Source organism: Ignavibacteriota bacterium (assembly GCA_016713565.1).
In the GTDB taxonomy this organism is placed as follows: domain Bacteria; phylum Bacteroidota; class Ignavibacteria; order Ignavibacteriales; family Melioribacteraceae.
This window is the reverse complement of record JADJOX010000007.1, coordinates 541518-563951: the sequence shown is the minus strand read 5'-3', so window position 1 is coordinate 563951 and position 22434 is coordinate 541518. Positions and strand designations below refer to the sequence as shown.

Annotated in this window: 20 protein-coding genes and 3 pseudogenes; 22 read left to right on the top strand and 1 reads right to left on the bottom strand. The window is 31.8% G+C overall.

Features of this window, described 5'->3' with window-relative positions:
- Positions 1-46: 46 nt before the first annotated feature.
- Positions 47-1293: pseudogene (gene nusA, locus IPK06_09650) on the top strand (transcription termination factor NusA).
- A 33-nt stretch (positions 1294-1326) separates the two neighbouring features.
- A pseudogene (locus IPK06_09645) lies at positions 1327-1575 on the top strand (translation initiation factor IF-2 N-terminal domain-containing protein).
- 11 nt (positions 1576-1586) lie between these two features.
- Here the strand turns inward: IPK06_09645 and IPK06_09640 are convergent.
- Complete coding sequence (locus tag IPK06_09640) at positions 1587-1796, bottom strand: hypothetical protein (protein MBK7980242.1); 210 nt, start codon at positions 1794-1796, stop codon at positions 1587-1589.
- Here IPK06_09640 and infB point away from each other — a divergent pair.
- From infB to IPK06_09540, 20 genes and pseudogenes are all read left to right on the top strand, one after another.
- Positions 1768-3996 (top strand): translation initiation factor IF-2, encoded by a 2229-nt coding sequence (gene infB, locus IPK06_09635; protein MBK7980241.1) that lies wholly within the window; start codon positions 1768-1770, stop codon positions 3994-3996. The two genes, IPK06_09640 and infB, sit on opposite strands and share 29 nt — an antisense overlap.
- Entirely contained in the window at positions 3926-4360 is a 435-nt protein-coding gene (rbfA, locus tag IPK06_09630; GenBank protein MBK7980240.1) for a 30S ribosome-binding factor RbfA, read from the top strand. The genes infB and rbfA overlap by 71 nt, the downstream gene beginning before the upstream one ends.
- A complete protein-coding gene (gene truB, locus IPK06_09625) occupies positions 4329-5036 on the top strand; it encodes a tRNA pseudouridine(55) synthase TruB (GenBank protein MBK7980239.1) in 708 nt (235 codons plus the stop codon). The genes rbfA and truB overlap by 32 nt, the downstream gene beginning before the upstream one ends.
- Before the next feature lie 17 nt (positions 5037-5053).
- Positions 5054-5989 carry a bifunctional riboflavin kinase/FAD synthetase gene (locus tag IPK06_09620; protein MBK7980238.1) on the top strand — a complete coding sequence of 312 codons (936 nt, stop codon included), beginning with the start codon at positions 5054-5056 and terminating at the stop codon, positions 5987-5989.
- A gap of 52 nt (positions 5990-6041) precedes the next feature.
- Positions 6042-6311 (top strand): 30S ribosomal protein S15, encoded by a 270-nt coding sequence (gene rpsO / locus IPK06_09615; protein ID MBK7980237.1) that lies wholly within the window; start codon positions 6042-6044, stop codon positions 6309-6311.
- 11 nt (positions 6312-6322) lie between these two features.
- A pseudogene (gene pnp / locus IPK06_09610) lies at positions 6323-8456 on the top strand (polyribonucleotide nucleotidyltransferase).
- 44 nt (positions 8457-8500) lie between these two features.
- Positions 8501-9553 (top strand): tRNA dihydrouridine synthase DusB, encoded by a 1053-nt coding sequence (gene dusB / locus IPK06_09605; protein ID MBK7980236.1) that lies wholly within the window; start codon positions 8501-8503, stop codon positions 9551-9553.
- Between the two features lie 191 nt (positions 9554-9744).
- A complete protein-coding gene (locus IPK06_09600; protein MBK7980235.1) occupies positions 9745-11301 on the top strand; it encodes an Rne/Rng family ribonuclease in 1557 nt (518 codons plus the stop codon).
- A gap of 28 nt (positions 11302-11329) precedes the next feature.
- Positions 11330-11980, top strand: coding sequence for a fructose-6-phosphate aldolase (fsa, locus tag IPK06_09595; GenBank protein ID MBK7980234.1), 651 nt, complete (start codon positions 11330-11332; stop codon positions 11978-11980).
- Positions 11977-13071 carry a glycine cleavage system aminomethyltransferase GcvT gene (gene gcvT, locus IPK06_09590; protein ID MBK7980233.1) on the top strand — a complete coding sequence of 365 codons (1095 nt, stop codon included), beginning with the start codon at positions 11977-11979 and terminating at the stop codon, positions 13069-13071. Before fsa ends, gcvT begins: the two co-directional genes overlap by 4 nt.
- Positions 13061-13786 (top strand): 2-phosphosulfolactate phosphatase, encoded by a 726-nt coding sequence (locus IPK06_09585; GenBank protein ID MBK7980232.1) that lies wholly within the window; start codon positions 13061-13063, stop codon positions 13784-13786. The genes gcvT and IPK06_09585 overlap by 11 nt, the downstream gene beginning before the upstream one ends.
- Positions 13787-16246 carry a DNA translocase FtsK gene (locus tag IPK06_09580; GenBank protein MBK7980231.1) on the top strand — a complete coding sequence of 820 codons (2460 nt, stop codon included), beginning with the start codon at positions 13787-13789 and terminating at the stop codon, positions 16244-16246.
- Complete coding sequence (locus IPK06_09575; protein ID MBK7980230.1) at positions 16243-16827, top strand: outer membrane lipoprotein carrier protein LolA; 585 nt, start codon at positions 16243-16245, stop codon at positions 16825-16827. Before IPK06_09580 ends, IPK06_09575 begins: the two co-directional genes overlap by 4 nt.
- Positions 16790-17887: a flippase-like domain-containing protein gene (locus IPK06_09570; GenBank protein MBK7980229.1), complete on the top strand. Its 1098-nt coding sequence runs from the start codon at positions 16790-16792 to the stop codon at positions 17885-17887. The genes IPK06_09575 and IPK06_09570 overlap by 38 nt, the downstream gene beginning before the upstream one ends.
- Positions 17884-18495 carry a hypothetical protein gene (locus tag IPK06_09565; GenBank protein MBK7980228.1) on the top strand — a complete coding sequence of 204 codons (612 nt, stop codon included), beginning with the start codon at positions 17884-17886 and terminating at the stop codon, positions 18493-18495. The genes IPK06_09570 and IPK06_09565 overlap by 4 nt, the downstream gene beginning before the upstream one ends.
- 8 nt (positions 18496-18503) lie before the next feature.
- Positions 18504-19352 carry an undecaprenyl-diphosphatase UppP gene (gene uppP / locus IPK06_09560; GenBank protein ID MBK7980227.1) on the top strand — a complete coding sequence of 283 codons (849 nt, stop codon included), beginning with the start codon at positions 18504-18506 and terminating at the stop codon, positions 19350-19352.
- A gap of 129 nt (positions 19353-19481) precedes the next feature.
- Positions 19482-19985 (top strand): peptidylprolyl isomerase, encoded by a 504-nt coding sequence (locus IPK06_09555; protein ID MBK7980226.1) that lies wholly within the window; start codon positions 19482-19484, stop codon positions 19983-19985.
- Positions 19986-20028: 43 nt separating this feature from the next.
- A complete protein-coding gene (holA, locus tag IPK06_09550) occupies positions 20029-21048 on the top strand; it encodes a DNA polymerase III subunit delta (GenBank protein MBK7980225.1) in 1020 nt (339 codons plus the stop codon).
- 66 nt (positions 21049-21114) lie between these two features.
- Entirely contained in the window at positions 21115-21699 is a 585-nt protein-coding gene (locus tag IPK06_09545) for a sigma-70 family RNA polymerase sigma factor (protein ID MBK7980224.1), read from the top strand.
- A 3-nt stretch (positions 21700-21702) separates the two neighbouring features.
- Positions 21703-22377, top strand: coding sequence for a hypothetical protein (locus IPK06_09540; GenBank protein MBK7980223.1), 675 nt, complete (start codon positions 21703-21705; stop codon positions 22375-22377).
- The last annotated feature ends 57 nt before the right edge of the window (positions 22378-22434 follow it).

Sequence of the window (22434 nt, the reverse complement as noted above, 5' to 3'; positions counted from 1 at the left end):
AAAAAGCAAAAGTAAAAACAAGTTTTTGATGATGGAGGCTTAACAAATGAATAGTTCTATTGTTGAATCGTTTTCCTATATGGTAAGAGAAAAAGGCTTAGATAAAGACGTTCTTGGCGGAATTATTGAAGATGTTTTTGGCGTATTGGTTAAAAAACAATACGGTCAAGACGCTAAATATGAAGTTGTGGTAAATATGGACAAAGGCGATATTGAAATTTTCTTGGAAAGGGAAATTGTAGAAGTTGTTAATGATCCCAACATGGAAATAACTATTGATGAAGTAAATTAAAAAGGAAACGAAGATGAACTAGAAATTGGTGAAGATTTTATAGAAAAAATAGATTTGAGCGCCTTTGGCACAAGACACATAAATCTTGCCCGTCAAAATTTAAATCAAAGAATTAGAGAAATTGAAAAGGAAATTGTTTATAAAGAATACGCAGAAATGATTGGCGAAATTGTTGTCGGAGATATCTATCAGGTTAGAAAAAATGATATTCTCGTGAACCATAATAAAAATGAATTGATACTCCCAAGATCGGAACAGATCTTAAGAGAAAAATACAGAAAAGGCGATACTATTCGCGCCGTTATCAAAGAAATTAAGAAAACACCAAACGGCCCCGTAATTGTTATTTCCAGAGCGGATAATTTATTCTTGAAAAGATTATTTGAAATTGAAATACCTGAAATTTATGACGGGATTATTGAAATTAAAGATATAGCACGTGAGCCTGGAGAAAGAGCCAAAGTTTCGGTTATTTCTCACGATGCAAGAATTGACGCCGTTGGCGCATGTGTTGGAATGAAGGGCGTTAGAATTCATGCAATTGTAAGAGAATTAAGCAATGAAAACATTGATGTTATCAATTATTCAGATGATCCGATCATTTATATTCAAAGAGCAATTGCACCCGCAAAAATAAAACAACTTGAATTAGATGAAGATGAAAAACGTGTACAGTTACCGCGGATAGTGACCAAGTTTCATTGCTGGTCGGTAGAAACGGCGTTAACATAAGACTCGCTATAAAATTAACCGGTTACGAAATTGATATAATAAGAGAAGAAAAACATTACGACGAATATGAAGATGATATAGAATTGGTAAGCCTAAGAGAAGAATTAGGAACTGATATAGTTGATCTGCTTATTAACAACAGATATGATACTGCTGTTGAAGTTCTTTCAGCCGGAGTTGATAAACTGAAAGAGATTGTTGAAATAGATGAAGCAAAAGCTAAAGAAATAATTGAGATCATTAAAAGTCAATTTGAAGAAGAAGAATAAAAACGGTACATAAATTATGTCTGATGATAACAAACAAAAAAATTAAGACTTTATAAATTTGCTGCTGAATATAATTTATCTACGGATTCATTGCTCGAATTCCTGCAGGCTAAAAATTATAACGTGAAATCGCATTCTTCTATTTTAACGGATGAAATGATTGATGATATCAGAGTTCATTTTAAAAAGGACATTGAAAAATCAGAACATCATTACAGAAAGATTTCAGAATTCCAAAAAGTCTTGGAAACGTTAAAAAGAAGAGGAAGCTGCTTCGGCTAAGGAGACTGAAGTTAGTGAAGCGGAAGATGTTTCTGCGCAAACTGAAGTTGCAGAATCAGTTGAAGAAGCACAAGAAGAAAAAGGTGCGGAAGTTGTTGAAGAAGTTCAAGAAATCTCTGCCGACGATTTAGTTGAAAAGAAGAAGATACTGAAGAAAAAGTAGAAGAAAAACTAGAAGTTGAACCGGTAGCAATTGTTGAAGATAAAAATGGAAATTTCAAGACGCAATCTGAAATTGAATTGCAGAAGAGAAAATCCGGATTAAAAATTGTCGGAAAAATGGATCTGACTGAACGGAAACAAACTAAACCGGTTAAAGAAAAAGAAAATATAGTACCTAAAGCTAAAACCACCGAGGCAGTTTCTCAAGCTGCGGATGATGAATTTGAAGTAGATGCCGATGGTAAAAAAAGGAAAAAGAAACTTAAAGTAAAAAATAAATCTAAATCGATTGAGATTAGTGAAGAATCAATTAAAGCCAAGAAGAATAAAAAAGTTAAAAAGTTCACTATAGATAAAAGAGAAGTTGATGCTTCAATTAAAAGAACACTGCAGGGAGTAGGCAATACGGGCTTAGGTGAAAGAGCCGCGGTTCGTAAGAAAAAAAGAAAAGAAAAACATGAAATGCAGGAAGAAATTTTTGAACAGAAACAGTTCGAAAAAAATACAAAATTATCGGTAACTGAGTTTATTGCCGTTAATGAATTAGCAAATTTAATGAAAGTATCGGTGAGCGAAGTAATATCAAAATGCATTGGCTTAGGATTAATGGTTTCTATTAATCAAAGATTAGATGTTGAAACAATTACATTGATTGCTGATGATTTTGGTTTTGAAGTTGAATTTCAAGAAGAATATACCTCAGATGTTCTGGAAGATTCTAAAGATGATGAAGAGACATTGGAACCGCGTCCTCCAATAGTAACAATTATGGGACACGTTGATCATGGAAAAACTTCTTTGCTGGATTATATAAGAAAAACCAACGTAGTTGCGGGTGAAGCTGGCGGAATTACACAGCACATTGGAGCTTATAAAGTAGAATTTAGCGAAGGAAAAGAGATTACGTTTTTGGATACTCCTGGTCATGAGGCATTTACAGCGATGAGAGCAAGAGGAGCAAGAGTAACTGATATTGTAATTCTTATTGTTGCAGCAGATGATGCGGTAATGCCGCAAACTGTTGAAGCCATAAATCACTCGCTTGCCGCCGGTGTTCCAATAATTATTGCAATAAATAAAGTAGATAAGCCAGGCGCAAATATTGATAAAATAAAACAGCAATTGGCGGATAGAAAAGTTTTAGTTGAAGATTGGGGCGGTAAATACCAATGTGTTGAAATTTCGGCAAAAACCGGATTAAACATTGATTTACTTCTTGAAAAAATTCTTCTTGAAGCTGAAATTCTTGAACTTAAAGCCAATCATAAAAGATTAGCAAGAGGAACCGTAATTGAAACTCAGCTTGATAAAGGCAGAGGAATTACTTCAACAATTCTAATTCAAAAAGGAACAATGAGAATTGGCGATCCCTTCGTTGCCGGTAATTATCATGGAAGAGTTAGAGCGATGTTCGATGAAAGAAATTCCAAAATGGATTTTGCAGGACCCTCTACTCCTGTATTGGTTTTAGGATTTGAAGGCGCGCCTCAAGCAGGTGATACATTTGTAGTTGTTGAATCTGAAAGAGAAGCAAGAGAAGTTGCGATTAAACGTCAGCAGCTTCAGCGCGAACAAGATCAGCGACAGGTTAGAATGGTAACTTTGGATGATATTGCCAGTCGAATAGGTAAAGGTGAATTAAAAGATCTTCCGATTATTGTTAAAGGTGATGTTGACGGTTCTGTTGAAGCTCTTTCTGATTCCTTAATGAAATTATCAAACAGTGAAGTAAGAGTACAGGTTATACACAAAGGTGTTGGCGCTATTTCTGAAGGTGATGTACTTTTGGCAACAGCTTCAGATGCTATTATCATCGGGTTCCACGTTAGACCAAACACAAATGCAAGAAAATTAGCCGAAGCCGAGAAAGTAGATATTAGATTATATAATATTATTTACGACGCAATCACTGAAGTTAAATCCGCTTTGGAAGGAATGCTTGCTCCTATTATTTCTGAAAAACTCGTTGCTACATTGGAAGTAAGAGACACTTTCAAAGTTCCAAAAGTTGGAACTATTGCCGGATGCTATGTACAAGACGGTAAAGTTATAAGGAATAATAAAATTAGATTATTTAGAGACGGTGTAAAAATATATGAAGGTTCTTTGGCATCATTGAAGAGATTTAAAGACGACGTTCGTGAAGTTGACGCTGGTTATGAGTGCGGTCTTAATATTCATAATTTTAATGATATTAAAGTCGGTGATATTATTGAATCTTTTGAACTTGTTGAAACAAAACAAAAACTTGAATCATAATAATGTCATTACGTCAAGAAAAATATCGAATCTTGTTAAAGAAACCTTAGGCTTAATTTTTCTGCAGAAAGTTAAAGATCCTGGTTTAGGATTTATTACAATTTTACGCGCTAAAGTAAGTCCGGATCTAAAAATCGCAAATATATACATTTCCGTTTATGAAAAGGAAAAACGCGAATATGTAATGAAACATATAGAATCTATCAAAGGATTCTTGAGATCCGAATTAGCTAAAAGAGTAAATTTAAGAATTACACCCGAATTGAATTTTTTCTTGGATGATACGCAGGATTATGTAGATAAAATGAATGAAATTTTGAATTCACTGAAAAATGCTGATAAAGAAAGAAACGAAGAAAATTAATCTTTCCGAATTGTTGGATGGAGCTGTTCTTTTAATTGATAAGCCAAAAAACAAATCTTCTTTTTTTATTGTTAATGAAGTAAAAAAGAAATTTGGAATAAAAAAAGTCGGACATGCAGGAACATTAGATCCCGTAGCGACCGGCTTACTTATAATTTGCATTGGAAAAAAAACAAAAGAAATTTCCAGGTTTCAAGAGATGCATAAAGTTTATTCCGGAAAAATTACCTTAGGCGCGACAACAATTTCGATGGATAGCGAAACAGAATTACAGCAAATTAGTGAGAATGTTTTTTTGGAAGAAAAAAAAATTCATGAAATTAAAAATTCATTTATTGGCGAAATTGAGCAAATTCCGCCAATGTTCTCAGCGTTGAAATACAAGGGCAAATCGCTTTATAAATACGCGCGAAAAGGAATTGAAATTAAACGCGAACCAAGAAAAGTTACAGTTTATAATTTCGAAATTAAAGAAATAAATTTGCCTCAAATTAGTTTTGAAATTGAATGTTCAAAAGGTACTTATATTAGAGTAATTGCAAATGACTTTGGAATTAAAACTGGTTTCGGCGGATACTTAAGCGAGTTGCAAAGAATAAAAATCGGTGAATTTGGGATTAATGATGCCTTAAACATTGATGAATTAAAAGAAATAGAATTTATTCAAAACAATTGAATATAGAATTTCTGTAAATGGAAATAATTAGAGATATAAGCAAAGAATTAAAAATTTCCGGCAGTGTTGCTACAATTGGCACTTTCGATGGTCTGCATATTGGACATCAAAAAATAATTAAACTGCTCATGGAAAAGTCGAAGCAGTTGAATTTGAAAAGTGTTGTAATTACTTTTTATCCGCACCCGCGAGTAGTTTTGGGTGATAGAAATGATATAAAGTTACTTACTCCAATTGAAGAAAAAGTAAAACTTTTCGAGAATTTTGGTATAGACTTTTTACTTGTTGTTCCATTCAGCAAGGAATTTGCGAAAAAAACTTATCAAGAATTTCTGAATGAAATTGTTATTGATAAAGTAAAAGCAAAATTTTTAATTATTGGTTATGACCATAAATTCGGCAAAAACAGAGAAGGCGACATAACAAAATTGAAAGAATACCTTAAAGAAAAAGATTTAGATATGATGATTGTTGGTCCGGAAAAAAGTGAGGAAAATGCTGCAAGCAGTACAAAAATACGCGAAGCTTTAAAAAGCAATAATCTTGATTTTGCAAATAAAATGCTTGGGCATTATTATTTTATTGAAGGAGTTGTTGTTGAAGGCGCAAAAAGAGGACGAACAATAGGTTATCCTACCGCTAATTTGAAACCTTCTGAAAACAATAAATTAGTTCCGCCGAACGGTGTTTATTTTGTTAGAATTAAGTATGATCAAAAGCAATATTTTGGCGTGGCAAATATTGGGTTACGTCCAACTTTCAATAATGTAAAAGAACCGATTACGGAAGTTTATATTTTTGATTTTAATAAAGATATTTACGGCGAAAATATTTGTATCGAATTTATTAAAAAAATTCGCGATGAAGTAAAATTTAATTCAATTGAAGAATTAGAAATTCAAATAAAAAAAGATGTTGAGTATTCAAAAAGCTTAATAAGTAAAACTAATTAATTAGTTCCGGTAAAAACTGGAACTCAATCGAATAATAATAAAGGAGTAAAAAATGTCGGTTACAAAAGAAAAAAAACTTGAATTAATTAAGAAATTTGGTGTTAGCGAAAAAGACAGCGGAAAAGCGGAAGTTCAAGTTGCAATTTTAACAGAAAGAATTAACGATTTGAAAGATCATTTTTCAAGTCATTCAAAAGATCATGCTTCAAGAAGAGGTTTGATGAAAATGGTTGGTAAAAGAAGAAGATTATTGGATTATATTAAGAGAAAAGATGTGGCAAGATACAGAACTTTAATTCAAGAATTAAATATTAGAAAATAATGGGGCAATTAATGATATACACCAAAGAAGTTGAAATAGATGGTAAAAAAATTATCATCGAATATGGAAGATATGCTAAACAATCAAATGCAGCGGTTATGGTTACCTCCGGAGAAACAATGGTTTTAGTTGTTGCAACTATGGCTCAAGAACCAAAAGAAGATCAAGACTTTTTTCCACTTTCAGTAGAATATAGAGAAAAGGCATTTGCAGCCGGTAAATATCCAGGCGGCTTTATTAAAAGAGAAGGCCGACCGACTGAAAGAGAAATTCTTTCGGGCAGATTAATAGACAGACCAATCAGACCTTTATTTTCAAGTTCATTTAAAAATGAAGTTCAGATTATTGCTCAAGTTTATTCTTATGATGGTCAAAATGATCCAGATGTGTTATCTGCAATTGGCGCTTCCGCAGCGCTTACAATTTCCGATATTCCGTTTTTGGAACCTATTGGAGAAGTTAGAGTTGCAAGAAATGATGGTAAGTTTATAGTAAATCCTTTTAAATCTCAAACGGCAGTTTCCGATTTGGAATTAACTGTTGCCGGAACTGAAAGTTCTATTGTAATGGTTGAAGGCGAAGCTCATGAAATAAGTGAAGAAGAATTTTTGGAAGCATTAAGAATTGCGCATGGTGAGATAAAGAAAATTGTAAAGATACAAAACGAATTTAGAGCCGAATGCGGTAAACCTAAATATGAATTTTCAGAGAAAGTAATTGATCAACAATTATTAAATGATGTAAATACTTTGGCTTTTAATAAATATTCGGAAATTGTTGGAACAACATTGGGCAAAGAAGAAAGAGCAAATAAGAATAGTGAATTAAATAAATTTGTTCTCGAATCATTAGCTGAAAAATATCCTGATCAGGAAAAAAACATTAAAGAGATTCTGCACGATCTTGAAAAAGATTTAATGAGAAAACAAGTTCTTAATGGCGGACAAAGATTGGATGGAAGAGCAACAACGCAAATTCGTCCTATCACAGTTGAACATGGAATTCTTAAAAGAACTCACGGCTCATCTTTGTTCACAAGAGGTGAAACACAAAGTTTAACAACTTTAACTTTGGGAACCAAATCTGATGAACAAATTATTGACGGATTGGATGAAGAATATTCAAAAAGATTTATTCTTCACTATAACTTTCCTCCATTCAGTGTTGGTGAAGTCGGAAAATTCGGCGGAGCTGGCAGAAGAGAAATTGGTCATGGAAATTTAGCTGAACGCGCGCTTAAATATGTAATTCCAGCTGAAACAGTATTCCCGTATTCAATCAGATTGAACTCAGACATTTTAGAATCAAACGGTTCCTCATCAATGGCAACGGTTTGCGCAGGTTCATTAGCTTTAATGGATGGCGGTGTTCCTTCAAAATGCGCGATTGCAAGGAATTGCAATGGGTTTAATTAAAGAAGATGATAAATACTCAATCTTATCGGATATTTCCGGAAATGAAGATCATCTCGGCGATATGGATTTTAAAGTTGCCGGTTCGGCTAATGGAATAACAGCTATACAAATGGATATTAAAATTCAAGGTTTATCCCTTGAAATTATGGAAAATGCTTTAAGACAAGCAAAGATTGGCAGACTTGAAATATTGGGAAAAATGAACAGCGTTCTGCCAGAACCAAATAAAGAATTATCCGTTTACGCTCCTAAACAGTTAACAACACAAATCAATCCTGAAAAGATTGGAACTGTTATTGGTCCAGGTGGAAAAGTTATTCAAGGAATACAAAAAGAATTCGGAGTTGTTATTAACATTGAAGAAAACGGAAATGTGTTTATTTCCGGTCAACTTACAGAAAATGTAAAACTTGCCAGAGAAAAAATAATTGGATTGGTTGCCGAACCTGAAGTAGGAAAAGTTTACAAAGGCAGAGTAGTTAAAATTGCCGAGTTTGGAGCATTTGTCGAATTTTTACCAAATCAACAGGGCTTGCTTCATATTTCGCAAATTGATATTAACAGAGTAAACAAAGTTGAAGATGTTCTAAAAGAAGGTGAAATAATAAAAGTAAAACTCTTGAAAGTTGAAAACGGAAAGTTCAGTTTATCAAGAAAGGCATTATTGAAAGAACCCGAAGTAGAACAAAATAATACCGCGGAAAAAACGGATTTAGCAGAAACTAATTAAAAATTGTTCTTTTATTTTTTATTGTTTTAAGAAAGGAAGACCAAATGCAAATTGGTAATTTAAATGTGAACAGCAGAGCATTTTTAGCTCCAATGGCTGAAGTTACCGATTTCGTATTTAGAAAAATTGCCAAAGATTACGGCGCCGGATTAACCTATACTCAAATGGTGAGTGCTGAAGGAGTTATTAAAAATAATTTTGAAACATTAAGATTATTCACCTTCAGCCGCTCTGAAAAACCTATCGGTGTACAGTTATTAGGTAATGAGCCGGAAATTTTAGGTAAAGCTGTAAAAGAAATTGTTAAGTACAAACCTGATGTTATTGATCTTAATTCAGGCTGTCCGGTTGATAAAGTTTACAGTAGTAAGATGGGATCTTATTTACTTTCGCAGCCCGAACATTTGGGCAAGATTGTTAAGCAAATGGTAAGAAATTCGGAAGGTGTACCAATATCAGTAAAAATAAGATTGGGACCAAAAGATAAAGTTAACGTGCTTGACAATGCAAAAGTTATTGAAGATAACGGTGCTTCCGTAATTACAGTTCATGCCAGAACTAGAAATGATAGATATGCTGCCGTTCCGGATTGGGAATGGATTGCTAAAGTTAAAGAAGCCGTTAGTATTCCGGTTGTTGGAAACGGTTCAGTATTTTCGGCGGAAGACGCAGTAAAAATGATTGAATCTACAAAGTGTGACGCAATTTTGGTTGGAAGAGGTGCACTTGGAAATCCATTTGTTTTTAAGCAAATTGAATCATTATTAAAAGGAATTAAATATAATCCGGATATTACTGAAATTTACAACGTTGCTTATCAACATGTAGAATTACTTGAAAAAGAACAAGGTTTTACAAAAAGTTTAGACAAAGCGAAAAAAAATGTAATTTGGTATTTTAAAGATCAAAATGGTATTTGGGAATTGATCGATCAACTTTATGCGCAAAATACTTTTACCGGAATTAAAGAAGTTTTAAAAATGCATATCGACAAATTACATGAAAATTTTTATCCACAAATTGATGTGGAAGACATAAACAGAAAATTTAATAATAAAGTTCTATTTTGGCTGGCAAAAGAGGAAGAAAAGATTTAAGTAACTTATTATGAAATATGTAAAAGAAAATTCAGCATTTTTGATAAACATTTTGCTTAAGAAAATTCCTTTAAATGAATTCTTAACTCAATGAAATTTTAAAATGATTGATTTTATTCCATATTTGATATAGTTATGTGTAATTTGTTTTCGTTTGCAGTGCATTAAGAACTTTTGCAAAACGAGTTAGTATGCAGAAAGAAATTATAATTAACTCATCCACAACGCAAAATAGAGTTGCCATTACAGAAGATGGAACTTTAATTGATTTTTTTGTGGATAGTGCAGAAAAAGGCAGAATGGTTGGCAACATTTACTTCGGTAAAGTTGCAAGAGTTCTTCCCGGTATTAGAGCCGCATTTATTGATATCGGATTGAAGCACGATGCCTTCCTTCATTTTTCCGATATCGGTGATCAATTTCGCGAGTTTCAAAACGTGCTTGATGATGATGATGAAACTACGGAAATTGGTATTGACGATGAAGACCAACCCGAACAAAATAAAGTAGTTGAAGTAGAAAAAAAAGTTCCGCAAGTTCCTAAACTTCATAAAGGTCAGGATATACTTGTACAAATAATTAAAGAACCTGTAGCAAATAAAGGAGTAAGAATTACTTCTTCAATTTCAATCCCTGGAAGATTTTGTGTTTTGCTACCTTTTGATAATAAAATCGGAATTTCAAAAAAAATTGCTGATTTTAAGGAACGAAAAAGACTCAGAACTTTAGCCAGAAGTATACTTCCCGATAACTGTGGACTCATAATTAGAACCGCCGCAAAAGAACAGGAAGAAAATACATTAGAAGGTGATTTGAAATATTTAGTGAATAGTTGGAAAAGTATTCAAGCAAAAGTTAAAGAATCTAAACCTCCAACATTACTATATAATGACCTATCAACAACAACGAGCGTTATTAGAGATTTATTTACGCCGGATGTTTCAAAAGTTTTTATCGATTCAAAAAGCTTATTTAGAGAAATTAGAGATTATATTCAACTAGTTCAGCCGGAGCTGGTTTCTAAGGTTGAGTTTTATAAATCACGAATGCCGGTTTTTGAAACCTTCAAAATTGAAGAGCAGATAAAAACATTAATGGGCAGAAAAGTGCCGCTTCCCAACGGCGGACATATAGTAATTGAACATACTGAAGCGATGACAGTTATTGACGTTAACAGCGGACGTTACGCTGCAAAAAAAGAACAAGAACTTAATTCGTTAAAAACAGATCTCGAAGCATCACGAGAAATTGTAAGACAATTAAGATTAAGAGATATCGGCGGATTAATAGTTATAGATTTTATTGATTTGGAAGAAGAAAAGAATAGAAAGAAAATTTACGACGAGCTTAAGAAAGAATTTAAAAAGGACAGAGCTAAAATTGCGCTGCTTCCTATGACCGATTTTGGAATTGTTCAAATTACACGACAAAGAGTAAGACAAAATATTATTCAATCGATTAATGAGGTTTGTCCTTATTGTAACGGTTCGGGATTATTAACAAAAAGATCAAGCATAATTCATGATATTGAAGGCTGGTTCAAAAGGTACAAATCTCAAGGTAAATTTAGAAGTTTTATTTTAATTGTTCATCCATCCTTAAGAAATGACCTTAAAATTGGATTGTTTTCCACTTTGAATAAAATTCAACTTAAACACTTTTACAGAATTAAATTAGAAGAAAATGAACATTTAAACCCGCAAGATTTTGAAGTTAAATCTAAGAAAAACGGAGAAAAATTGGGGTGATTTTCTAACTGAAATAAAAGGAGTTTAGATGAAATTTTTTATAGATACGGCAAATATAGATGAAATAAAAGAAGCGTCTTCAATGGGATTATTGGATGGAGTAACAACAAACCCGTCATTAGTCGCAAAAGAAGGCAGGGATTTTAAAGAATTATTAAATGAAATAGTTAAGATTATTGATGGTCCAATAAGTGCGGAAGTTGTATCAACCGATTACAACGGAATGCTGAAAGAAGCTGAAGAATTATCATCAATACATCCTAATATTGTTATTAAAATTCCATTAATTTTAGAAGGTATTAAAGCGGTTAATACTTTATCTAAAAGAAATATTAAAACAAATGTAACATTATGTTTTTCAGCCTCACAAGCTTTAATTGCCGCAAAAGCAGGCGCGACATATATTAGTCCTTTTGTAGGAAGATTGGATGATATAAGTCATTCCGGAATGCAGTTGATAAGTCAAATCGTAAAAATATATAAAAATTATAATTACCAAACACAAGTTTTAGTTGCAAGTATCCGACATCCAATACATTTGGTTGAAGCTGCGGAACTCGGCGCACACGTTGCAACCATTCCTTTTAATGTTATAAAAAAATTATTTAATCATCCGCTTACTGAAAGCGGGTTGGAAACTTTCTTAAATGACTGGAAAAAATTAACGGATAAGAAATGAAACAAACAAAATTTATTGACGCTCACAAAAAATATGGAGCAAAACTAGTTGAATTTGCGGGCTTTGAAATGCCTATTCAGTATTCATCAATTATTGCGGAACACAAAGCCGTAAGAAATTCTGTTGGGGTATTTGACGTTTCACACATGGGTGAAATATTTGTAAGAGGAAAAAATGCTTTGGATTTTATTCAGAACATTACCGTGAACAATGCCGCAAATTTAGTAAATGGTAAAGTTCAATATTCTGCAATGTGTTATGAAGACGGCGGAATTGTTGATGATCTTTTAGTTTATAAAATTTCTGAAACTGAATATATGCTTGTAGTAAATGGCGCCAACAAAGAAAAAGATTTTGAATGGATGAAACAAAACAACAAAAACAATGCAGAACTAAGTGACGAATCGGATGATTATTCATTGCTTGCAGTTCAAGGACCAAATTCAAAAAAGGTTGTTGAAAAACTTTTAAATCAAACGATAGAACTAGAATATTATTCATTTTTAAAAACCCAATTTGAACAAAATGAAATTATTGTTTCAAGAACCGGATATACCGGTGAATTAGGGTATGAACTTTATTTTAAAGGCTCTAAAGAATTGGCGGAAAAAATATGGGAAGGATTGTTTGAAGCCGGCAAAGAATTTAGTATTCAGCCCGCAGGTTTAGGCTGCAGAGATTCACTTAGATTGGAAATGGGATTTTGTCTTTATGGAAATGATATTGATGAAACCACTAATACTCTTGAAGCCGGATTAGGCTGGATAACGAAAATGAAAAAAGGTGAATTTATTGGCAGGTTAGCATTAGAAAAAATTAAGGAAAACGGTTTGAAAAGAAAATTAGTTCCCATAATTTTTGATGATAAAGTTTTTCCAAGAAAAGGTTATGAAATATTGAAGGATGGTAAAATAATCGGTAAAATTACTAGTGGAACGGTAAGTCCAATTATAGATAAACCAATTGCTTTGGCTTATGTGGAAAAGGAATTTTCTGAAATGGGTTCAATTATTCAAGCAAGTATAAGAGGGAAAGGGGTATTTGCAACAATAACTAATTTACCATTTATAAAGAACAAAAATGAAAATTAATACTTTACTTACTCCGTTAAGCGCTGAAGAACTCTATTTTACAAAAAAGAATGTTGTAGTTATTGATGTACTTAGAGCGACTTCAACAATTGTTACTGCTTTGCATAATGGTGCAAAAGAAATAATTCCCGTTAGTTCCGTGGAATTTGCAATGGCTGTTTCCGGCAATTCCTTTAAGGGCCATACTTTATTGGGTGGTGAAAGAAATAATATTAAAATTGAGGGTTTTGCGCTTGGCAATTCTCCACTTGAATACAAAAGAGAAATTGTAGAAGGCAAATCAATTGTTTTATTTACAACCAATGGTTCAAGGGCAATTGTTAAAGCGAAATATGCATCAAATTTATTTATTCTATCTTTCTTGAATGCATCTGCAATAAAAGAAAAAATGTTGGAAATTAATGAAGATTGGGAAATTTTATGCTCGGGAAATAACGGCAGATTTTCTTATGAGGATTCGGCTTGTGCCGGCATGCTGATCTCATTAATTCACAATGCTGATAAAAACATAGAGCTTGACGACGCAAGTAAAATTTGTAAGTTAATTTATGAAAAGCACAAAAAGAGCATTAAGAAAATGCTTAAAGAAACCGAACACGGCAAAAAATTAATTGAAAGCGGATTTATAGATGATTTGGATTTTGCAGCTCAGCAAAATATTGCCGATTTTGTTCCTTTCTATCAAACTGGTGTTATCAAACCAATTTTAAAGTAGATGCCAAAACAAAACAGAAATAATAAAAATACCGAAGAACATTCATACTTTATAATTTCTTTAGAAAAAAAGAAGAAATTGCTTGGACTATTTTTGGTAATATCAGCGGTATTGATTCTGCTTAGTATTCTTTCATACTCAAGTTATGATCAAGCAAGACTGCATTTTAATTTTACTGATTTTTTCAAAGTATTTTCTTCCGATCCGGATTATGTTCATCGAACACAATTTACTCATAATTGGCTTGGAATATTTGGAGCATACTCCGCGCATTTTTTAATTCATTCCACTATTGGAATATTCTCAATTGTTATCCCATTAATTTTGTTTCTTTGGGGATACACCATACTTAAAGAAACGGATAAAAAACTATCGTTAAATATTTCAAATTTTCTTTTGATATTTGGAATTCTTTTGGCTTCGTTTTTCGGAGTTATTAGATTAAACAGCGATCAAGACTTTTTATTAAACAGTATTGTTCTTTCAGGAAATATAGGAGACTTTTTCGGCGCCGCTATAAGCAGAATATTTGGAATGCTTGGAGGTATGATTGTTCTTTTAGCCGGAATGTTCATTGCTTTGTTCATTTCATTTGATGTAAGATTCAGAACAATTAGAAATTATATAAATGAATTTTTAAATCGCGATAAAGGCGAAGATAAAATTAAAATAAATGTTGAAGAAAAAGATAAGTTTTCTGAAAGCATCGAAAAAATTAAAAAGATCACAATACCTAAAAAGAAATTATTTAAGTCAGAAAAACCTGAAGTAGAAGTTGATGCAGAAGATAGAGAAGAAGAAATTCCGGAAACAAAAATTAGAATTGTTAGAACGGAAGAAGAAGTTAAAGTAACTAAGCCTCAAGTTGAGCCGGAAGTAATTGTAACATCTAGCAAAAATAAAGACTCTGAAGAAATAATTCCCGCCATAGATTATAAGATTGAAGCTGATCTACCGGATCAGTGGGAAGAAAATATAAAGTTTATTCCTCCTTCTTTGGAATTGCTTGAATATTCTGAAGACGAATCAATTGAAGTTTCGGAAAAAGAATTAAAACAAAACGCCGAACAGTTAAAAGAAAAGCTAAAACTTTTTGATATAGATATTGAGGATATTTCCGTTACACCCGGACCAGTTGTAACGCTTTATGAAATCGTTCCAGCGCCTGGAGTAAAGATAAGCAGAATAGTAAGTTTGGAACACGATATTGCGTTAGCTCTTGCCGCGAGAGGAATAAGAATTATAGCCCCAATTCCCGGCAAAAGTGCGATTGGTGTAGAAATCCCAAATGAAAAATCGCAGTTAGTAAGTGCCCGCGCTGTATTGGCTCATGTTGGCAAATCAAAAGCAGAACTGCCGATTGCATTGGGTAAAACAATTACAGGAGAAGTTTATATAACTGATCTTTCGGTTATGCCGCATTTATTAATTGCCGGTTCCACCGGCTCAGGAAAAAGTGTCGGTATTAATATGCTTCTTACAAGTTTAATTTATGCCAAACATCCATCGGATATAAAATTTGTAATTATTGATCCAAAGAAAATTGAATTGTCTTTTTACGGAAAACTGAATAAGCATTATTTGGCAATTTCTCCCGACCTAAATGAGGAAATTATTACTAATCCTCAAAATGCTTTATTGGTATTGAAAGCCGTTGAAAGCGAAATGGAAAAACGATACGATAAACTTGCAAAATTGGGTGTTAGAAACATTGTAGATTATAACAAAAAAATCGCAAATCCTAAACAGCGACCGCTTGATACGGATAATATGAAACATTATAAATTGCCATATATAATTGTAATTATTGATGAATTAGCAGATTTAATGATGACTTCTGGAAAGGAAGTTGAAGCACCTATAACAAGATTGGCTCAATTGGCAAGAGCCGTTGGTATTCACCTTGTTGTTGCCACTCAAAGACCATCGGTAAATGTTATTACCGGTGTAATTAAAGCAAATTTCCCGGCTAGAATTGCATATCAAGTTGCGACAAAAATTGATTCGCGAACAATTCTAGATATGAACGGTGCTGAACAGTTATTAGGCCGCGGGGATATGTTATTTTTACCTGGTGGAGTTCCTAAACCTATAAGAATGCAAAATGCTTTTGTTTCTACTGATGAAGTTGAAAAGATAACAAATTTCATATATGCGCAGGGAGGTTATTCCAAAAGATATTTTCTTCCTTCAATGTATGATAAAAAAAGTTCTGAATCAGGCAATTTTCTTGAAGATAAAGATCCAATGTTTGAGGATGCCGCACGAGTTATTGTACGTCATCAGCAAGGATCTGTATCTTTATTACAAAGAAGACTTAAGCTTGGATATTCGCGAGCAGCAAGAATTGTAGATCAACTTGAAGAAGCGGGAGTTGTTGGTCCATCTGAAGGAAGCAAAGCTCGAGAAGTAATTATTGAAAATGAAGAACAGTTAGAAACTCTTTTAAGGTCCATATGAAATTTTTAATGCTTGCGGTATTATTACATTTTATTACTTTTCAAAACGATACAATTATTTCAAAAATTCAGCAGAAATTTGAAGATACGAAAGATCTGAAATCTGATTTTGTTCAATCGTCTAATAATGTAAATGTTATGAAAGGTAAATTTTATTTTTTCCAAAAGAACAATTATAAAATTGAGTTGGAAAAAAATGAAATAATCTGCAACGGAAAAACAATTTGGAATATTGATAAATCAAAAAAGAAAGTTATTATCTCAAATATTGAAGATGATCCATTGGCGTTTTCATTAAGAGAATATATTTACAGCTATCCATCAAAATGTAAAGTAAGTGAAGAAAAGATTGACGCGAATAATTATTTGATTACTTTGGATGCCGCAAATTCCGATTTAAATTTTAAGCAGGCAAAACTCTGGGTTAATGAACAATATCTTATTACAAAGATTTTGGTCGAAGATTTAAGCAACAGTAAATTAGAATTTGCTTTTTCTAATATTGATATAAATATCAATTTGTCTAAATCGTTCTTTCAATATAATGAAAATAAGGAATATAAAATTATTGACCTCAGATAATATGTTCATTGGTAAAATTAAAAAGATATTCAGTTATTCGTTTCCGGTTCTTCTTATGCTGATATTTCTTTATATGGCATTCAGTAACATTAATTTTTCAGAAGTATTTAGTCTAATCGGGAATATGTCGGTTTATTGGTTTGTTATCTATTTACTGGTTTGGTTTTTTTCACATGTTATTAGAGCATACCGCTGGAAAATTATTATAAAATCTGTAAAAGAAAATACGTCTATGTTTAATTTATTTAGCGCGGTAATGGTTGGTTACGGAGTTAACTGTGTTGTGCCAAGACTCGGCGAGTTATATCGCGGATTATTTTTAGGTCGTTGGGAAAATATTTCGCGCTCGTCTATGGTCGGAACGATTGTCGTTGAGCGCGTTATTGATATACTGGTTCTTGGAATTTCTGTTTTAATTAGTGTAGCAGTTTATTCGGGAAATCTTTTCACGCAAATTAGCTGGCTTAAATCTACGGTTTATGTGGGTTTTACGGTAATTATAGGAATTATTGTATTTTTAATTCTAATTGTTCGCTTTAAAGAAAATTTCTATAATGCAATTTTAAAATTTGTAGGAAAATTTTCTCATAAATTAGCCGATCTTTTAGCAAAAGGATTTCATTTGCTAACAGAAGGATTTTCGAGTTTGAAAGGCACGAAAAATATTACAATGGTAGTTCTTTTATCGGTATTTATTATGTATCTGTATGGATTAACAGCGTATTTTTCATTATTAAGTCTTCACATGGATAAATATCAACCGGTTTCTTATTCAATGGCCTGGATTATAATGACAATTAGTGCTTTTGGAATTATAATTCCAACTCCTGGCGCAACTGGCTCGTATCATTTAATAGTTATTTCTGTGCTGGTAAACTTATATAATTTTAATAATGAAATTAGCGGAGCATTTGCAATTCTGACACATACTTCTACATACATTCTGTTTATACTTTCTACAGTTATTCTTACAATTATAATTAACAATAACCAAAAAAGAAAAGGAATGCCTGTAGCCAATTTTTTAACGGCATTTAGAAGTAAAGAAAAATTACAATGAAAAAAATCTTTTTAATAATATTTCTTTTTTCGATTTCGAATATTTTTGCGCAATATGAAATTGGCGGGGGAATGGGTTTATCATTTTCTAATAAGCCTGATTTGAATGATTACCTAAATATGAAATTTTCAAACGGAAGCCAACTACCTTCATTTTCAACTTCTGCTGATTTTTTTATTCTGGTGAATTATAATATCTCTTCAAAATACCAATTGGGATTTGAATATGATTTTAATATTTATTCCTATAATTCAGAAATTGCAATTGGCAGATATGATTTGCAGCTGCTGCATCATAAACCTTCAATTTTAGGATACTACTATTACGCGGGCAATGGTTTTAAATTAAAATTAGGCGGAGGTTTGGGCTTAAGAATTTGTCAAGCCGAAGAAGAACTTTACGGAAGTGTTGAAAAATATAATACTACCGGAATCGGATTTATTGCAAAAGCACAAGGCGATACTAAATTAAGCAGTAATTTTTACGCGCTTATCGCATGTGAATTAAATTATGATTTACCCGGAGAAATAAAAACTTTGACAAATAATAGTTTCGATTTAGGTTCTTTTGGAGTTGGATTAAAATTAGGTGTAATTTATTATTATTAGGAAATTAAATGAATATAATTGAAGCTATAATTTTAGGAATAATTCAAGGATTGACAGAATTTTTACCCATAAGCAGTACGGGTCATTTAACTGTAGCCGGAAAATTAATGGGATTGATTTCTGAAGAACATCCGGAACAATGGACTTCTTTCATTGCTGTTATTCAATTGGGAACTTTAGTAGCAATACTAATTTATTTCTGGAATGATCTATGGAGGATAACAATTGATTTTATTAACGATAACTTATTGAAAAGAAAAAGTTTTAACAATCAATCTGAAAATTCTAAAATGGGTTGGTACATTATACTTGGATCAATACCGGTTGTATTTATTGGATTAGTATTTAAAGATTTAATTGAAGGATCATTAACCAAAAATTTATATGTAATTGGGGCAAGTTTAATTTTGTTGGGAATAATTTTAGCATTTGCAGAAAAATTTGGAAAATTCAAAAAAGAATTAAAAGAAATAAAGTGGTACGATGCGTTAATTATAGGATTTGCTCAGTCATTAGCCTTAATTCCCGGTTCATCAAGATCAGGAACAACCATTACTGCCGGCATATTTTTAGGATTTAAACGTGAAACCGCAGCAAGATTTTCATTTTTATTAAGTGTCCCCGCAATTTTGGGAAGCGGTCTTTTACAATTGTACAAAGCACTTGCTTTTATTGATACGTCGGGAATTTTAACACTGATAATTGCAACAATAACATCTGCCGTAAGCGGATATTTAACAATAGAATTTTTGCTTAAATTTTTAAGAAAAAATTCTACATTTGTTTTTATTGTTTACAGAATTGTGATAGGAGTTGTTATAATTATTTTAATTCTGAACAATGTTATTCAACCATAAGAGGTGTAAATGAAATATTTAGTAATTTTATTGCTTAGTATGGCAATTATAAATTGTAAAGAAAAACAATCATTATCAAAAGTTGAAATTACAAAACAAAATCCAATTGAGGTTAAAGTGAAAGAATTAATGACACTAAATGAAAACGAAATGCTAGTTGCAAAAATTAGCACAAACATGGGTGACATTGAAATTGAATTATTTGCGCATAAAGCTCCAAAAACTGTAGAAAATTTTGTGGGTTTAGCTGAGCAAAATTATTACAATGGGGTAATTTTTCACAGAGTAATAGATAATTTTATGATTCAAGGCGGTGATCCTACAGCAACAGGTTCCGGAGGAGAGAGTTATTTCGGCAAAGCATTTGCTGATGAGTTTCATAAAGATTTAAAACATTTTGGACCTGGCGTTTTATCAATGGCAAATGCCGGACCAAATACAAACGGAAGTCAATTTTTTATTACATTGGTACCAACACCTTGGCTTGATGGAAAACATTCTGTTTTCGGTCAAGTAATAAATGGATTGGATGTTGTAAAAAATATTGGCAAAGTTCAAACTTCCAAACCGTTTGATAAACCGCTTAAAGATGTTGTAATGCAAAGTGTTACAATTGAAAAGAGATCTAAATAATTAATTTCACCATCAATTATTTTGATGGTGAAAATTCTTTAAAATGTATAGAAATAAAGAAAATACACCATCTATATATTCTTTAATATCCGACTTGCCAAAATCCGATTTAAAACCTATTTATTTCTTTTTTGGCGAAGATAATTTTACAATTAATAACGCTTTAAAGTTAATTGAAATAAAAGCTTCCGAGTATATTTCAAGTGACTTTGATAAAGAAGTTATTGACGCGGAGAAAAAGGATTCAATTTCAAATGTTATTGATTTAGCTTTAACTTTTCCTTTCGGGTCAGGCAAGAAATTGCTAATAGTTAAAAATTTTGAAAACTTAGGCAATAAAAAACAACTGACATCATACGTTAAAAATCCGGTTGAAACAACAATTCTTGTAATAGCAAATTATGGTTCTATCTCAAATTTAACTTCTGATCCATATAAACTGCTTTCAGAAAAAAAATGTTTGTTTGAAGCTAAAGAGCTTAAAGGAGCCGATTTAGAAAACTGGGTAAAATCACGTTGTTCTCAGTTGGAGATTGAGATTTCTTCGGAAAATATAAAAATGCTGATTGAAATTGTAGGTGAAGATAAATCTTTACTCGATATGCAGTTTCAGAAAATCAAAAGTTTCCTTAATGATAAAAAAGAAATAACTGCCGAAGAAATAAAAAATTTAGCTTCGGCAACTAAAGAATATTCTATTTTTGATCTACTGAATGCAATTGGAAAAGGGAATAAAAGCAATTCACTAAAAGTGATATTTAATCTGCTGGATACCGGTAAAGATATGATCTTTATAATTTCAATGCTGATAAAATATTTTACCGTTATTGCCCAATCCTTTGAACTTAAACAAAGAGGCTTAAACGATGTGGAAGCTTCACAAGCGATTGGGATTTCAAAATATTACTATATAAATTGTAAAAATGCGGTTTATTTTAACAGTGAAAAAAAAGTCTATAATGCATTTTTTGCATTATTTAATGCGGATCTTTCACTAAAAACATCCGGAATTGACCAAAAAACATTGGCAACAATTTTATTAACGGAAATTTTTAACGAATAACAAAATTTTTATTCTAGATTTGATTAATTTTTGAAACCTTTTTATAACTAAAAAGTATAAACATCATTGGATAAGCAACTAAAAGACTTAACGGACGAAGAGTTAATCCAAGAGTTTCAAGAAAATAACACGCTTGAAGCTTATGAAACATTAGTTAATAGATTTAAAGATCCGTTGACAAATTACGTTTACAGATTTTTAGGTGATAAAGATCTTTGTACGGATATTGTTCAAGATACAATGATCAAATTTTATCTGCATAAAGACTCTTATAAATCCTTTGCAAAATTTTCCACATGGATTTATACAATTGCCGGAAATTTAGCCCGTAATGAATTGAAAAGAAGAAAAAGAAGACAAATTTTTTCTATTGATAATGACGATGACGAAAAGAAAATTCAAATAGAAGATAATTCATTTGTTTCTCCTGAAAGAGCTACCGATAGCGAAATGAAAGGAGAAATAATACAAAAAGCATTGTTAAAAGTTAAGCCGGTTTATAGAGAAGTTGTTATTTTAAGAGATATTGACGGACTTTCATATGAAGAAATTGCAGAAATAACTAATTTATCTATCGGAACGGTTAAATCAAGAATAAATAGAGGAAGAAGACATCTTCAAGAATTATTAAAAAATATTTACAGTGGGTAATTTATGGAGCAAAAACTCTACAATTCTAATGATGAGCAATACAAGCATGTAGTAAACTTACTTAGGGAACTTCCCAAAGTTAAAGCAGAAAATAATTTTGAATATAATCTTAAAGTTAGAATTGAAAATAAAAACTTTGAGTTAAAAACAGAGCAAAAAAATTCAATTTTTCCTTGGAAAATATTAGTGCCTATAGGAAGTTTTACGACTGCTGCTTTGGTGATTACACTGTTTTTTATGAGTAATTCACAAGAAAATTTTGAAAATCCATTTCAGATATCTCCACGCTTAAGAACTAGCGTAAGCAGCAATTTACTTAATTCTAAAAAAAATATTACGGATGGAGTTATAAGTTCCAACGATGTAATTTTGAAAAAAAAGAAAGTAGTAACGAAATCCAAAACAATAAGTATGAGCGATGTAAATAATAATAATGAAATTACCGCTAAAATAGCTTTCCCATTTAAAGAATCCAGCTCAACAAATTTAGACGAAGCCTTGCATAATGAAAATAATGTTAAAGATATAGACAATAGAGCTACATTAACAAGCGGCGGTAATACAGAATTTTTTGATGGTTTTTTTATGAGAGAAAAGGTAGATAAGAAGTACGTTGAAACTTTAAAAGCCAGATTAGATTCATTAAAAAGAGAATTTTACGAAAAAGAAAGAAGATAATTAACATAATTGAATTTTTTATAAAGTTTTAATATCTTTATAAGCTAAAATTTAACG